Annotated in this window: 16 protein-coding genes; 5 read left to right on the top strand and 11 right to left on the bottom strand. The window is 69.3% G+C overall.

Annotation, left to right across the window (positions count from 1 at the left end):
• Window positions 1–5: 5 nt before the first annotated feature.
• The 7 genes from BLR05_RS11835 to gspG all read right to left on the bottom strand — a co-directional run bounded on the left by BLR05_RS11835 (window position 6) and on the right by gspG (window position 5219).
• Window positions 6–650, bottom strand: coding sequence for a type II secretion system protein M (locus BLR05_RS11835; protein WP_092834677.1), 645 nt, complete (start codon window positions 648–650; stop codon window positions 6–8).
• Window positions 647–1897, bottom strand: coding sequence for a type II secretion system protein GspL (gspL, locus tag BLR05_RS11830; protein WP_092834676.1), 1251 nt, complete (start codon window positions 1895–1897; stop codon window positions 647–649). The genes BLR05_RS11835 and gspL overlap by 4 nt, the downstream gene beginning before the upstream one ends.
• A gap of 63 nt (window positions 1898–1960) precedes the next feature.
• Window positions 1961–2980 (bottom strand): type II secretion system minor pseudopilin GspK, encoded by a 1020-nt coding sequence (gene gspK / locus BLR05_RS11825; protein WP_092834737.1) that lies wholly within the window; start codon window positions 2978–2980, stop codon window positions 1961–1963.
• Between the two features lie 20 nt (window positions 2981–3000).
• On the bottom strand, window positions 3001–3690 hold the full coding sequence (locus tag BLR05_RS11820) for a PulJ/GspJ family protein (RefSeq protein WP_092834675.1): 690 nt from the start codon (window positions 3688–3690) through the stop codon (window positions 3001–3003).
• Window positions 3691–3863: 173 nt separating this feature from the next.
• Window positions 3864–4259, bottom strand: coding sequence for a type II secretion system minor pseudopilin GspI (gene gspI, locus BLR05_RS11815; protein WP_092834674.1), 396 nt, complete (start codon window positions 4257–4259; stop codon window positions 3864–3866).
• Entirely contained in the window at window positions 4256–4702 is a 447-nt protein-coding gene (locus BLR05_RS11810; protein WP_192883864.1) for a pilus assembly FimT family protein, read from the bottom strand. The genes gspI and BLR05_RS11810 overlap by 4 nt, the downstream gene beginning before the upstream one ends.
• Window positions 4703–4730: 28 nt before the next feature.
• The gene (gspG, locus tag BLR05_RS11805) at window positions 4731–5219 is read right to left on the bottom strand and encodes a type II secretion system major pseudopilin GspG (RefSeq protein ID WP_092834672.1); all 489 of its coding nucleotides are present in this window, start codon (window positions 5217–5219) and stop codon (window positions 4731–4733) included.
• 23 nt (window positions 5220–5242) lie between these two features.
• On the opposite strand from gspG, the gene BLR05_RS11800 reads away from it, so the two are divergent.
• On the top strand, window positions 5243–5719 hold the full coding sequence (locus BLR05_RS11800; protein ID WP_092834671.1) for a general secretion pathway protein C: 477 nt from the start codon (window positions 5243–5245) through the stop codon (window positions 5717–5719).
• 25 nt (window positions 5720–5744) lie between these two features.
• Here the strand turns inward: BLR05_RS11800 and BLR05_RS11795 are convergent, their stop codons facing one another.
• Genes BLR05_RS11795 through ilvA form a run of 3 tightly spaced genes read right to left on the bottom strand, consistent with a single transcriptional unit; the run spans window position 5745 to window position 8766 of the window.
• A complete protein-coding gene (locus BLR05_RS11795; RefSeq protein WP_092834736.1) occupies window positions 5745–6329 on the bottom strand; it encodes a histidine phosphatase family protein in 585 nt (194 codons plus the stop codon).
• The gene (locus BLR05_RS11790; protein WP_092834670.1) at window positions 6326–7141 is read right to left on the bottom strand and encodes an adenosylcobinamide-GDP ribazoletransferase; all 816 of its coding nucleotides are present in this window, start codon (window positions 7139–7141) and stop codon (window positions 6326–6328) included. The genes BLR05_RS11795 and BLR05_RS11790 overlap by 4 nt, the downstream gene beginning before the upstream one ends.
• A gap of 38 nt (window positions 7142–7179) precedes the next feature.
• The gene (gene ilvA / locus BLR05_RS11785; RefSeq protein WP_092834669.1) at window positions 7180–8766 is read right to left on the bottom strand and encodes a threonine ammonia-lyase, biosynthetic; all 1587 of its coding nucleotides are present in this window, start codon (window positions 8764–8766) and stop codon (window positions 7180–7182) included.
• A gap of 278 nt (window positions 8767–9044) precedes the next feature.
• Between ilvA and BLR05_RS11780 the strand changes: the two genes are divergently transcribed.
• The gene (locus tag BLR05_RS11780; protein ID WP_092834735.1) at window positions 9045–9494 is read left to right on the top strand and encodes an OsmC family protein; all 450 of its coding nucleotides are present in this window, start codon (window positions 9045–9047) and stop codon (window positions 9492–9494) included.
• A gap of 15 nt (window positions 9495–9509) precedes the next feature.
• On the opposite strand, the gene coq7 is transcribed toward BLR05_RS11780, so the two are convergent.
• Entirely contained in the window at window positions 9510–10127 is a 618-nt protein-coding gene (gene coq7 / locus BLR05_RS11775) for a 2-polyprenyl-3-methyl-6-methoxy-1,4-benzoquinone monooxygenase (RefSeq protein WP_092834668.1), read from the bottom strand.
• A gap of 294 nt (window positions 10128–10421) precedes the next feature.
• Here coq7 and BLR05_RS11770 point away from each other — a divergent pair, with 294 nt between their 5' ends.
• From BLR05_RS11770 to BLR05_RS11760, 3 genes are all read left to right on the top strand, one after another.
• Window positions 10422–11495 (top strand): porin, encoded by a 1074-nt coding sequence (locus BLR05_RS11770; RefSeq protein ID WP_092834667.1) that lies wholly within the window; start codon window positions 10422–10424, stop codon window positions 11493–11495.
• A 194-nt stretch (window positions 11496–11689) separates the two neighbouring features.
• Window positions 11690–12814, top strand: a complete 1125-nt coding sequence (locus tag BLR05_RS11765; RefSeq protein ID WP_092834666.1) for a porin — start codon at window positions 11690–11692, stop codon at window positions 12812–12814.
• Between the two features lie 259 nt (window positions 12815–13073).
• A complete protein-coding gene (locus BLR05_RS11760) occupies window positions 13074–14054 on the top strand; it encodes an ABC transporter permease (RefSeq protein ID WP_092834665.1) in 981 nt (326 codons plus the stop codon).
• Window position 14055: the final 1 nt, after the last annotated feature.

The following is a 14055-nucleotide window of genomic DNA, read 5'->3' as shown; positions in this document are numbered from 1 at the left end:
ACGGACTACCGTGCAGGAAGGGCCAGCACCAGCGTGCCATCCCAGCGCGGCATGGCGTCGTCCGCCGCTGCAGCACCAGCACCAGGTTTGCCGGCGGAGGCCGGCGCGGCCAGGACCGCCGCGCGCTGCGGCGAGGTCGGGCCGAGCACCGCCGGTCCCGTGGGCTGCTGCGTCGCCGTACTGCGCGCCAGCCGTGCCTCGACGGGGACGGCGCGCGCATTGCTGCGGGCCTGCGACAGCCACTCTGCCACGCCGTCCGCGGGGGCGGCTTTCAGCGTGACCGTCGCGCGGTCGCCCAGGATGTTGATCTGCGCCTGCGTACCCAGCCGCTGCGTCAGTGCGGTGCGCAGCGCCTGCGATGCGTCACTGGCCGGCGCGGCAGGCGCGGCCTGCAATTGCAGGGCTTCCGACTGCAGCGCCTGCATGCGCTGCAACTGGGCGTCCAGCGCGGCGTGCTGCGCGGGCGCCTCGCGCAGCGTGCGAAGAGCCGGCGCGAGCGCCACCCACCAGAGCAGTGCCACCGCCACGACCGTGCCGGCGGCGAGCACCAGCGACTGCTCGCGCGGAGCCAGGGCCTTCCAGCGTGTGCCCAGCACTTCGGCGCGGGATGCGGAAGGCGCGGCGGAGGAGGGAGTGCGTGCCGGCTTCATGGGTGTGTTCCTTCGCGCAGCAGCACAGCCCCGTCCTGCAGGCTGGCCTGGTAGCCGGCGGCTGCCAGGCGTTCATTGAGGGTGGCCATTTCCTCGGGTTGCAGCTCGATGCCCCGCAGCCGCAGTTCCCCGGAGGCGTAGTCGATCGCGGTGGGCAGGCGCCCCGCGGGCAGCGCGCCACCCGCGGACGCGAGCATCGGCTCCAGGTCGCGCGCCGAGACCCCGCCCGCCTGCTGGCGCAGCCGTGCCACTTCGCGTTCCATCTGGACCGGGGCATCGACCACCACCTGCACCTGCGGAAAGGTCTGGGTCAGCGCACTGCGCACCCCGGCCTGCTTGCCGGCGAGCGCCTGGCGCTCCTGCCAGGCCCAGGCGTTCAGCCCGACCACCTGCGCTGCCATGCACACGCCCAGCGCCCAGCGCGCGGCCCGCCATTGCGGCGCCCGCGCGAAGGCGCCGAAAGCCGTTGCCGTCTTGCGCAGCGTGCGCGTGCGGCGGTTGCTGGCGAACTCGAACTGCGCCAGGTCCCAGGTGCCGCGCGCCGCCGCCAGCGCGCGCTGGCTGGCCGTATGCAGTACCGCGGGGTGGCCGGTCATCTGTTCCGCGAGCCGTGCCACTGCGGGCTCTGCCTGCAGGGGGGGGGGCGTCTCGCTGCCGTCCGCGCCGGCCGCATCGGCGGGGCGCGACACGCCCGCGAGCTGCAGGGTGGCGGGCGACAGCGGCAGCACGGCCGGCACGGCCTCCGGGCCCTGCCCGGTGGCCACCAGCAGCGCCTCCTCGGGCGTGCCGATCACGTGATACGCTGGCGGTTCTCCGGTGCCCGGCGCGAACTCGGGCACCACCCGCTGCACCGGCCGGCCCGCGGCCTCCAGGGCCTGCAGGGACGCGCGCAGCCAGTTCCGGTCGCACACGGCCACCCAGGCCGGCACGCCCGGCCGCGCGCCCGGTTCCAGCGCGAAATGCAGTTGCGCGGGATCGTCCAGAAGCCGCTCTTCCAGCAGCCCTTCGAGCACCGCGCGCAGCCGCGGCGCCTGCGCGCCCTGGGGCAGCGTGACGCGCTGCCATGACAGGGCCTGGATCGGCACCACGGCGACCACTTCGCCCGCCCGGCCCGGGTCGGGAAGCAGGGACGCGCGGGCACTGTCGTGGCGGGTGGCGGCGTGGCCGTCCGTGGTCAGCGTGTAGCCGTATTCGGTGGCCGGCCCGGGGGCGCTGCCCGGGGGCAGGAAAAGGACGAGGGTGCTCATGGGTGGAATTCGCGGGCCATTTTAGGGGCGCTGCATGACGGCAGGTCGGGGGGGCTGCGCAGGTCACCGTGCGTTGGCGGGGCTCCTGACGAATGCGCCGCGTTCGCGCCACAGCGTGCGCGCCGTGGAGCCGGCCTTGTACACCAGCGAGCGCTCCTCCACGACGGTGTCGCCCAGGCGCAGGCGTCCCCGCACTTCGTAGTACGAGGACATGGTCGAGTGGGTCTCGGACGGGATCTGCAGATTGCCGCCCAGCTGCCGGGTGGCGTCCGCTGAGGTCTTGAAATGCTGCGACTCCCGAGCCTGCACCAGCCGCTGCGCGCCCGCCATGTCCAGTCCGTCGATGCTCGCCTGCAGCACCTGTGCGCTCGCGGTATTGAGGTTGACCGGCGTGCGCCGGGGCAGCAGGGTCGCATACGGCTCCAGCGCGGCGACCGTGGACGCCGACAGGCCCAGCCACGTGAGCTGCGTGAAGCTGCGGGGCATGAGCGGAACGGATGCGAGGTCGGCCGGCGCTGCCGCGGCGCCCGTGCCGGGGTTGCCGGCTCCCGCGGCATTGCTCTGCGCCATCGCCTTGCGCAGCCCTTCCGCGAGTCGCTGCAGTTCCTGCTGCGGCAGCCCCAGGGCCCCGAAAAGGCGGCTGAACTGGCGCAGGACGGGCGCGGACACGGTCCCGCCCTCGATCAGGTTGAAGACATTGAGCCGCGACTGCAGGTCCGTGATCTGCCCCGACAGGAAGGCGTTGGCGGTGTCCGTGCTGGCATCCGGCTCGGCCGCAGCGCCCTCGGGCCCCGCCGCGAGGAAGGTGGACAGCCGCGCCTCTTCCAGCGGAACGGCCCAGGGCTCCGCGAGGTGGTCCGTGCCGTCCCCGCCGCGCGCGAACAGGTCTTCGCGCAGGATCAGCCGCGACCAGTCGAGCGCGCCGACCAGCAGCCAGGCCGACTGCACGCGCGCCCGCTCCGCGGATTCCACCTCGACGGCACGCCACTGCTGCCACATCGCCGCTGCGGCGAAGGTGGCCACCAGCGCCACGGTGAGCATCGCCGCCAGCAGCGCCGCCCCGCGCTGGCGCACGGCGCTCATCCTGCCGCCACCGCGCCGCATCACGACTTGCCTCCGCCATTGGTGGGATTGACCCAGTCCCGGGTGATCGTGCCTGCGAGCGCGCCCCCCGGCGGCAGTACGATCTGCAGGCGCACCCCGTCGGGAATGTTCGTCGGGGCCGTCGGTCCCATGGTCTGCGGGGTGGGGGCCGTCGCGCTGCTGGACAGCCCGTTGTACCAGGCCCCGTCGCGGTAGTAGAAAAGGCGCCAGTCCTGCAGCGGCATCAGCACGGTCTCCCCGCGCTCGGCCCCGGCGCTGCCCGCACCGCCCGAGCGCGCCCACAGCGCCGCGCGCTGCCATGCCGTGTTCCATTCCCCCAGCGTGTGCAGCGGGGACGACTGCCAGCGCAACCACTGGTCCGTACCGTTCACCGTGCGCCGCGCCCAGGCGACCACGAAAGCCCCCTCGTCCGGCGTGGCGCTGCCCCGGCGCGTCAGGCGCAGCACCTGCCCGTCCCAGTCGATGGGCGTGGTCTGGTCCATGGCCTGCAGCGCATCCAGGTCCGCGGCCCACTGCGCCAGCGTGGCCTCCACCACCAGCAACTCGTCCCCGCGCGCCCGCGTCTGCTCCTGCGCCCGCGCCATGCCATCCAGTCCGCGCCAGCTCATGATCGCCAGCAGCGACATGATCGCGATCGCGACCAGCAGCTCCACCAGCGTGAAGCCGGAGGCACGGCGCGGAGCGCGCATCCTCAAGATCCCGAGGGCAAAGCCATGCCGACCGCGTACGCCATCTGCACGGCTTTCCTTGTCCGAAGGCCGCGGAGCAGGCCATGCCAGCGGACGCCGTGGATCGGGCTTTGCCCGGCCACTGGCGGCGTCCCCCTCGGGGGGAAGGCGCCGAAGGCGACTCAGGGGGGGCATCAGTACCTCCCCACGATCGTGGACAGCCGCAGCACCGGCCCCGCGGCATCGAAAACCTGCGCATCGACCCTGCGGAACTGCGGGTTGGGCGTCGGCCGCACGGCCACCGCCACGTCATAGCGCAGACCGGCCTGCTCGCAGGGCACGGTGCTGTCCCCGATGGAGGGCATCTGGCGCGCGAGCCGCACCTTCACGAGTTCGTTCTCCGCGCAGATGTGCGCGAGCATCACGTCGGCCTGCCGTGCAGCATTGCGGGCCAGCGCCGAGGTGGCCTGCGTGCCGGCCGTCAGCGCGATCGCCACGATGGCCAGGGCCACGAGCACTTCGACCAGCGTGAAGCCCGCGGCCGATGCCTGGCCACGGCACCGGCGCGCGGGGGCCGCCCGCCGGGTCATTGCACCGTCTCCGCCGTGAAGGGACGCAGGCCGTCGGTTGCCACGCGCACCGAGCGCCCGGGATGGGACTGGCTTGCGAGCACCACCTGCTGCGGTGCGATCAGCGGCTCGGGGCCCAACTGCAGCAGCGCGGGGCCGGCGACGTAGGTCGAGGGATCGAGCCATGCGCCCGGCGCCGGGTTGCCGGGCAGGCCTTCGAACCGGAAGCTTCCGCCCGCGGCACGCCAGCGCACCGGCGCGCCGGAAGCCCGGGACTGGGCGCGGCCCGCCTCCAGCAGTGCGGCGAGGCGCTCGCCTTCGCGCTGCAGGGCCGTCTGGCCATCGTCCCGCAGGGCGAAGCCCACGCCGGCCGTGGCGATGGCGATCAGCGAGATCACCACCAGCAACTCCAGCAGCGTGAAGCCCCGTGTGCCGCACCGCCCGCCGCCCGGGGCAGGGGCCATGCCACGGTACGGGCCGCGGTGCTGGTGCTTACTGCCAACTGCCGATGTCGGCATTCTTGCCCTCGCCGCCCGACTGCCCGTCGGCGCCGAAGGACATCACGTCCACCTCGCCCTTGATGCCGGGATTGAGGTACTGGTAGGGCCGGCCCCAGGGGTCGTTGGGCAGCTTCTCGAGATAGGGGCGCCAGTTCCCCGGGACCGGACCGTTCGCGGGCCGGGCGATCAGGGCCTGCAGGCCCTGATCGGCGGTGGGGTAGCGCTGGTTGTCCAGGCGGTAGAGCTTCAGCGCCTGGACGATGTTGGTGATGTCGGTGCGCGCCGCGGTCACCCGCGCATCGTCTGCACGGTCGATCACATTGGGCACGATCAGGGCGGCCAGCACCCCGATGATCACCAGCACGACCATCAGCTCGATCAGCGTGAAGCCGCGTGCGATCCGGCTGCGGGCGTTCCTGGCGCGCCGTGCGATGGCGCCTGCGTTGCGGGAGATCACGGTCTTCTGAAAAGTGGGGGACATATCCGGTCAATGATAATCGTGACATGGTGACAAACACATCCGGCCCCTGGGGCGTCCGGCTCGGCACGCTCGCCCTGTGGGTGCTCGCAGGCGCCAGCATGGTTTTCTGGGGACTCCGGCTGGCAGTCCGGCCGGCCCCCATCGCGGCCCCCGTGGCGGCACCCGCGCCGGCGGCGCCGGATGCGCAGGCGCTCGCGCGGTTGCTGGGCGCGGGCCCCGCCGCACCCAGAGCGCCCGCTGCGCGCGAGCCCAGCCGCTTCGCCCTGCAGGGTGTGCTCGCCGGCACGGCCAGCGGCGGCGGTGCGGCCCTCATCGCCATAGACAACCAGCCCGCGCGTCCGTTCCGTCTCGGGGCCACCGTGGCCGAAGGCCTGGTGGTGCAGTCCCTGGGCCGCAGGCAGGTGCGCCTCGGTCCATCCCGGGGTGGCGAGGCCACGGTCACCCTCGAAGTGCCTGAAAAAGGAGGCGAGGCAACGGGTGTAACAACCGTCGCGCCCTAGGCTTTCGCCGCCTCTTGCCGCAGGCTCACGCGGGATCCGTGCCGCCGATCTCGCAGCATTTCCAGGTGCCATAGCCGGGTGCCTCCAGCGGCCATTCATCGGCGCGCGGTGCGCGGAACGGATGCTCCAGCAGCCAATGCACGCAGCGCGCGACGCCGGCATGCGTGATCCACACGACGTCGGCCGCTCCCGTCTCTCGTGCCTCCCGCAGTGCGGGCCGCACGCGGTCCAGCATCCGCTCCAGGCTTTCACCATTGCCTGGCGCGTGGCCCGGGAAGTCGGCCATCCACGCATCGACGGCCGCGCGGCCGATCCCGTCCCAGGAGCGTCCCTCCCAGGTCCCGAAATCCATTTCCACCAGCCGCGCGTCAGGCTGCGGAGAGAGGTCGCAGCGCAGGGTCTGCAGCGAACGGGCCAGCTCCGCGCAGCGCGTGAGCGGCGAATGCCAGACGGGCAGTGCCATGGCGGGCAGGGCGGTGGCCAGGCGGCTGGCGGCGTCGGCGGTGGCCTGCGCGTCCGCCGCCACATCCAGCGAGCCATAGCAGAGGCCTCCCTCCACGCACGGCGCGGCATGCCGTACCAGCCAGAGCCGAACGGACCGGGCACTCATGCGGTGGCGGCGGTGCCGGCCGCCGCGGCGCATCCCAGGTAGAACGCGATCTCGGCCACCTGCTGCACGGCCCCCAGGCAGTCCCCCGTGAAGCCCTGCAGTCGCCGGGCGAACCAGGCACGCAGCGTCCAGGCGGCCAGGCCGCTGGCGCCCAGCGCCGCCAGGGCCGGGGCCGGGCCCAGCAGCCAGGCCGCCAGCACGAGCGCGGGCGTGGCCCACAAGCCGGCTGCCAGCAGTGCGCCGAGCGTGATCCGGTCCGCCAGCGGCTTGCTCTTGGAGGTGGCCTCATTGCCCACGTGCGGCAGTGTGCGCACCAGCAACAGCGGCCAGAAACGGGACACCACATGCGCGCCCGCCAGGGCCGCCAGTGCCACGGCCAGTCCGCGGTGCCCCAGCATCGCCAGCAGCGCCAGCTTGCTGGCCAATGCCAGGCACAGGGCCATGGCCCCGAATGCGCCGATGCGCGAATCCTTCATGATTTCCAGGGCCCGGCCCCGGTCCGCGCTGCCGCCCAGGCCGTCCGCCACATCCGCCAGGCCATCCTCGTGGAAGCCTCCGGTGAGCACGACGGTGGCCGCGGTGCTGAGCGCTGCGCAGGCCAATGCGGCATAGGGCTGGGGTCCGAACAGCAGATGGAACGTGCCGTACACCAGGGCCGCCATGGCTGCCACGATCCAGCCCACGCCCGGAAAATGCGCGGCGCTCGCCCGCAGCATGGCCGGGCTGAAGCCCACCCAGTCGGCGCACCGCCCCGTCACAGGAATGCGCGTGAAGAACTGCACGGCCAGCAGGAAGTGGCGAAGGGCCTGCATGGAAGCGGGCGGCGGGTGCCTGTCGTGGGTGGAAGGCGTCAGCCCCGGCCCGCGGGCGCCTGCAGGAACAGCCGGTAGGCGGGGTTCTGCGTTTCTTCCACGTAGGGATAGCCCAGCGTCTGCAGGAAGGCGTCGAAGGCCTGCGCGTCGCCCGCCGGCACCTGCATGCCCACGAGAATGCGGCCGTAGTCGGCGCCCTGGTTGCGGTAATGGAAGAGGCTGATGTTCCAGCTGGGCTGCATCATGCTCAGGAACTTGAAGAGCGCGCCCGGGCGCTCCGGGAAGATGATGCGCAGCAGCCGCTCGTCCTGGGCGAGCCCGGAGCGGCCGCCCACGAGGTGCCGCAGGTGTTCCTTGGCCAGTTCGTCGTGCGTGAGGTCCAGCGCCTCGAACCCGTGGCGCTGGAAGTTGCGTGCGATCTTCTCCGACTCGTCCTTGCCATGCGTGGCCAGCCCGACGAAGACGTGGGCCTGCGCCGCATCGCTGATGCGGTAGTTGAACTCCGTCACGTTGCGAGGGCCGCCGGGCAACTGGCCGACCACTTCGCAGAAGCGCCGGAAGCTCCCGCGCTCCTCGGGAATCGTCACCGCCAGCAGCGCCTCGCGCTCTTCGCCCACCTCGGCGCGCTCCGCCACGAAACGCAGGCGGTCGAAATTCATGTTGGCGCCGCACAGGATGGCGGCATATGTCTCTCCGCGGGTCTTGCGCTGGGCCACGTACTGCTTGATGGCCGCCACCGCCAGCGCCCCGGCGGGCTCCACGATGCTGCGCGTGTCCACGAAGATGTCCTTGATCGCCGCGCAGACGGCGTCGGTGTCCACCGTGATGAATTCGTCCACCAGCCCGCTCGCGACGCGGAAGGTTTCCTCGCCCACCAGCTTCACGGCCGTGCCGTCCGAGAACAGTCCCACGTCCGGGAGCGCGACCCGGCTGCCGGCTGCGACCGAGCGCACCATCGCGTCGGAATCGTTCATCTGCACCCCGACGATGCGGATATCCGGCCGCACTGCCTTGATGTAGTTGGCCACCCCGCTCACGAGGCCGCCGCCGCCGATCGCCACGAACACCGCGTCCAGGCGGTTGCTGCCCAGGCTCTGCAACTGGCGCAGGATTTCCATGGCGATGGTGCCCTGGCCGGCGATCACGTCCGGATCGTCGAAGGGATGCACGAAGGTCAGGCCCTGCTCCTGCTGCAGCCGTGCGGCATGCTCGTAGGCATCGGAGTAGCTGTCCCCGTGCAGCACCACTTCGCCGCCGAGCGTCTTCACGGCGTCCACCTTGAGCTGCGGCGTCGTCGTCGGCATCACCACCACCGCACGCGTGCCCAGGCGCTTGGCGCTCATGGCCACGCCCTGCGCATGGTTGCCGGCCGAGGCGCAGATCACACCCCGCTGCAGCTGCTCTGCGGACAGGTGTGCCATCTTGTTGTAAGCCCCCCGCAGCTTGAAGCTGAACACCGGCTGCTGGTCCTCGCGCTTGAGCAGCACCGTGTTGTGCAGCCGGCGGCCCAGCGCCCGGGCAGGCTCGAGCGCCGACTCGACGGCCACGTCGTACACCCGCGCCGTGAGGATCTTCTTGAGGTAGTCGGCGGGCGTCAGGGCAGGGGAGGAAGAGGTCTTCGTCATGGATGGGCGGGCTGCGGCAGGGCCGACATCATAGGCCTTCGCCCCGGCCGGCCCGCCAGGGCAAAAAAAACGGCCCCGGATCGTGAGATCCGGGGCCGAATCCATCCTTTGAGGAGATGGAGGAGACAATAGGCGCGTCGGGTGAATCCTTCGGATTCGCCAACCCTTTCGGGCAACGCATGGTGCAAGTGTAGCGCAAGGAATGCTGCGATGCAGCAAAATTGCGGCAGTGCGGCCATAAAAGTTGTCAGGCTGCCAATTTGATGGGAAAAAACAACATGGAATGCACAGTCACCTGGACCGGTGCCTCGGGCACACGCTCGGGCATGGGTTTCATCGCGGAAACCGGAAGCGGCCACATCCTGGCCATGGACGGTGCGCCCGATGCCGCCAATCCCGCCAACGGCGGGCAGAACCTGGCTCCCCGGCCGATGGAGACGGTCCTCGCCGGCACTGGCGGCTGCACGGCCTACGACGTGGTGCTCATCCTGCGGCGGGGCCGCCACGACGTCCGTGGCTGCAGCGTGCAGCTCAGCTCCGAGCGCGCGGAAACGGACCCGAAGGTGTTCACCCGCATCCACATGCAGTTCACCGTCACGGGCAAGTCCCTGCCGCCCGCCGCGGTCGGGCGGGCCATCGCCATGAGCCACGAGAAATACTGCTCCGCGAGCATCATGCTCGGCAAGACGGCGGAGATCACCACCGGCTTCGACATCGTGGAGGCCTGAGGCCGGCCCTGTCCTCTATATATGGTGCGCCGTGGCCGTCATCACCCGGGCCGCGGCGGCCATGAGGATCCGGGCCGGTGCGGGCAGGTCCGTTGCGCCGGCGGCGCGGGCGTCGTCCGCATGCCGCTGCTCGTCGGCCTGCATGCGCTCGATCACCGCCAGGGAGGGCGCGTCCTGCGCCGGCATGCGGTCCAGGTGCCCCTGCAGGTGGCGCGCCACCTGGTTCTCCGTCTCCACCACGAACCCCAGGCTCGCGGCGTCGCTGACCTGGGCCGCGGTCCAGCCGATCGCGAATGCGCCCGCGAACCACAGCGGATTCAGCAGGCTGGGCCGGCTGCCCAGCGCGTCGAGGCGCTCCGCCGTCCAGGCCAGATGGTCGGTCTCCTCGCGGGCCGCCTCCAGCAACTGTGAACGCAGCGCCGGGTCGCGCGTGACGGCGGCCTGTCCCATGTAGAGTGCCTGCGCGCACACTTCGCCCACGTGGTTCACCCGCATGAGCGCCCCGGCCTCGCGCCGCTGGGCGGGCGACAGGTCGCCTTCCGGCAGGCCCGTGGCCGGCGACGGCTGCGCGGCGCGGGGGCGTGCGAAGAGCGTGCGCAAGGCGTTGTCGGCGGCTATCAAGAGCTTGTCCATGGCGATGAATCTCGATGGTAGAAGGATTGGATTGCTGCAAAAAACGTAGCGGAAGGGCCCGGTTGCATCGCGTCCTATTCCAATTCTGGGGAACCTTTTTGTGTGTTGTGATGCTGCAACGAAATAGGCCTTTCGGGGCGATTGTGCGGGAATTCCTTTGCGAAACGGAACGGCCTCTGTTGCAATAAGGGCAACTTCCCCACCAGGAGGTTGGCCCGGGGTTGGCGGACTGCGCCTGTCGTGCGTACCAGCCCCCCGAACCGGCGCCCTCGTTTAACCTTGGAGTAACTCGCAATGAAAAAATCCCTGATTGCCCTGGCCGTGCTGGCTGCTTCCGGCGCTGCAATGGCTCAATCTTCCGTCACGATGTTCGGTATCGTCGATACGGGTGTTGCCTACATCAACAACGCCAACGCCGCTGGTCAGAACGTGTACGGCCTGACCTCCAGCGGCAACGCCACGAGCCGTCTGGGCTTCCGTGGTACGGAAGACCTGGGCGGTGGCCTGAAGGCTGGCTTCTGGCTCGAAGGCGAGATCTTCGGCGACAACGGCAACGTCAACGGCTTCAACTTCCAACGCCGTTCCACCCTGAGCCTGGCTGGCAACTTCGGTGAAGTACGCCTGGGCCGCGAACTGACCCCTTCGTACAACAAGGCCAGCAGCTATGACCTGTTCGGCCAGGCCGGCATCGGCCAGTTCCAAGGCTGGAACGAGTGGCTCGGCCTGAACGGCGCAACCGGCGTGACCGCTGACACGAACAACATCCGTTCGAGCAACATGGTCAGCTACTACACCCCTAACTTCGGTGGCTTCACCGGCGGCGTGGGCTATGGCTTCGACGAGCAAACCGTGGGCAAGGCCGGCCGTTACTTCGGTGGCTACGCTGCTTACGACAACGGCCCCCTGAGCGTGACCGTGTCCTATGACCAGCGCAATACCGGCTTCACGCTGGCTGGCATCTCCACCGCTGGCAAGCACAACATCCTGACCGTGGGCGCTTCCTACGACCTGAACGTTGCCAAGCTGATCGCCATCGCCCAACAATCGAAGTACGAAGGCGACAACTTCTCCGGCGACGCCAAGTTCAACAACTACGCCCTGGGTGCTTCCATGCCCGTCGGCGCCGGCGAATTCAAGCTGCAATACGCCCTGTACGACCAGAAGGCCATCGACTCCAAGGCTCACCAGCTGTCCCTGGGCTATGTCCACAACCTGTCCAAGCGCACCGCTCTGTACGGCACCTTGGCTTACCTGAAGAACAAGGACAACTCCAACCTCGGCCTGGCCACCAAGGGCCTGACCGTTGCCGGCCCTGGCATCGGCAACAACCAGACCGGCGTGCAAGTCGGTATCCGTCACGCTTTCTGATGGATGGCTGGCTTAGCCAGCTTGACTCAGCAAGTCAGAAAACCGCTGCTTTCGGGCAGCGGTTTTTTTTTGTCACATCGGTAACAGGAACTAAGGGAAAACGACTGTGGGTATGCCGCGAACGCATGTTCCGATGCAAGTCATTGATTTCTAGAATGAAAGTTCCCTCACCCTTCCGCAGAAAGAGACAACACATGCGTATTTCGTTTGTGAAAAAAACGGTGGCCATGACCACCCTGGCAGTAGCGGCTCCCTTCACCTTCGCACAGCAGGCAGGCACCAGCAGCGTCCAGCTGTACGGCATCGTGGACATGGCATATCGCCACACCAACAACGAGGGCCCCGCCGGCAGCCCGGGCGGTTCGCTGGACCAGATGGTCGGGGGCGGCATGTCCCAGAGCCGCTGGGGCATCAACGTGACTGAAGACCTGGGAGCAGGGCTGAAGGCCCTGGTGAACCTGGAAAACCGTTTCGGCGCCGACACGGGTACGCCTGCCACTCCGTACTTCCAGCAATCCTGGGTGGGCCTGCAGGGCGGCTTTGGCCGTGTGACTCTGGGCCGGCAGTACAACATCCTCTTCGACCTGGTGACCAGCACGTATGCGTCCTACCCGTACTCGCCGTACATGGACGTCTACAAGCCTGAGATCGGTTTCGCGCTGGGCGCGCGTGCCGACAACATGATCAAGTACATGGCCGAGGTCGGTCCATGGCGTGGCGGGCTTCAATACTCCTTCGACGAGAGAAGCGCCACCGGCGGCAAGACGGCAGGCGGCTACATCCGCTATGCGTCGGGCGGCCTGGCGGCCGGCCTGGGCTACCAGAACTATGAATTCGCGTCCGGCAAGAAGATCGACGCCTGGACGGTGGGCGGCTCCTACCGCATGGGCAACTGGTACTTCAACGGCGGCTACGGGCAGAACAAGGTGGACGGCGGGCTCACCGCCGTGGACCGCGCCGTGCTCTCCGCGATGTGGCAGGGTGGCATCAACGGCGGCTTCGGCGGCCCGGCCTTCCTGGCAGCCAACAAGCGCACGATCTACAAGATCGGGGCCGGCTACCAGATCACGCCGCAGATCAACCTGGGCGCGCACTACTTCCGTGCGGAGCAGAAGGGCAACACCGACCTCGCCAAGGCGAAGGCCGACTTCTTCACCATGGCCCTCGACTACGCATTCTCCAAGCGGACCGACGCCTACATCGAAGTGGACCACACCAAGCTCAAGGGTGACCAGGTCAGCCTGAACAACTACGCCGGCCAGGCCAACGGCGCCAAGTCGCGCACCGGCTACACCATCGGCCTGAGGCATCGTTTCTGATTCACCCCGGGGCAGCGTGCCCGCGGTGCGATGCCGCGGGCACGCTGCCCGCAGTGAGAATCCTGCCGTACGGTGGTCGCGCAAGTCTGCATGCCCTCCGGCCATTCACTGGCCGGAGGGCATGCGTCCATCCGGCCCGGCCCATGCCCGTTTCCGGGCCGGTGCCGGGTGTGAACCGACAAACGTCCGCGATGGCGCGGGTATTGCATGCGGTGGCCGTGCGCCCTGCTAGCATGCCTGCTTATCTGCCGCTCCTACGATGCTTGCCTTCATTCTGAGACGCCTCATCCAGGCCGTGATCGTCATGGTCGCGGTGGCCTTCATCTCCTTCATGCTGTTCCAGTATGTGGGCGATCCCGTCACCTTCCTGCTCGGGCAGGACGCCACGCCGGACCAGATCCGGGAGATGCGGGCGGCACTCGGGCTGGACCAGCCCTTCATCGTGCAGTTCTGGCACTTCCTCGTGAATGCGGCGCAGGGCGAGTTCGGACTGAGCCTCCGGCAGGGCGCCAAGGTGTCCAGCCTCATCGCCGAGCGGTTCCCGGCCACGCTGGAGCTGGCGCTGGTCGCCGCCGTTCTGGCCCTGGTGGTCGGCGTGCCCATGGGGGTCTATGCGGCGCTGCGCCGCGGCACGTTCACGAGCCAGCTGTTCATGACGCTGTCGCTGCTGGGGGTGTCGCTGCCCACCTTCCTGATCGGCATCCTGCTGATTCTCGTGTTCGCCGTCCACCTGGGCTGGTTCCCGAGCTTCGGGCGCGGGCCGGTGACGCAGGTCGGCTGGTGGAGCACGGGCCTGCTCAACGCCAAGGGCTGGCACCACATCACGCTGCCGGCGGTGACGCTGGCCATCTTCCAGCTCACGCTCATCATGCGCCTCGTGCGCGCCGAAATGTTGGAGGTACTGCGCACCGACTACATCAAGTTCGCCCGCGCCCGCGGGCTGTCCGACCGGGCCATCCATTTTGGACATGCCCTGAAGAACACGCTGGTGCCGGTGATGACGATCACCGGGCTGCAGCTCGGCGGCCTCATCGCCTTCGCCATCATCACCGAGACGGTGTTCCAGTGGCCCGGCATGGGCCTGCTCTTCATCCAGGCGGTGACGTTCGCGGACATTCCCGTGATGGCCGCCTACCTCTGCCTGATCGCCCTGATCTTCGTGGTGATCAACCTGGTCGTGGACCTGCTGTATTTCGCGGTCGATCCGCGACTGCGGGTGGGCAAGGCAGGAGGGCACTGAC

The sequence above is a fragment of the Paracidovorax cattleyae genome (assembly GCF_900104515.1).
GTDB classification, from domain to species: domain Bacteria; phylum Pseudomonadota; class Gammaproteobacteria; order Burkholderiales; family Burkholderiaceae_C; genus Paracidovorax; species Paracidovorax cattleyae.
The sequence above is the reverse complement of the archived record's forward strand: the minus strand, read 5'-3'. Positions and strand labels throughout refer to the sequence as shown.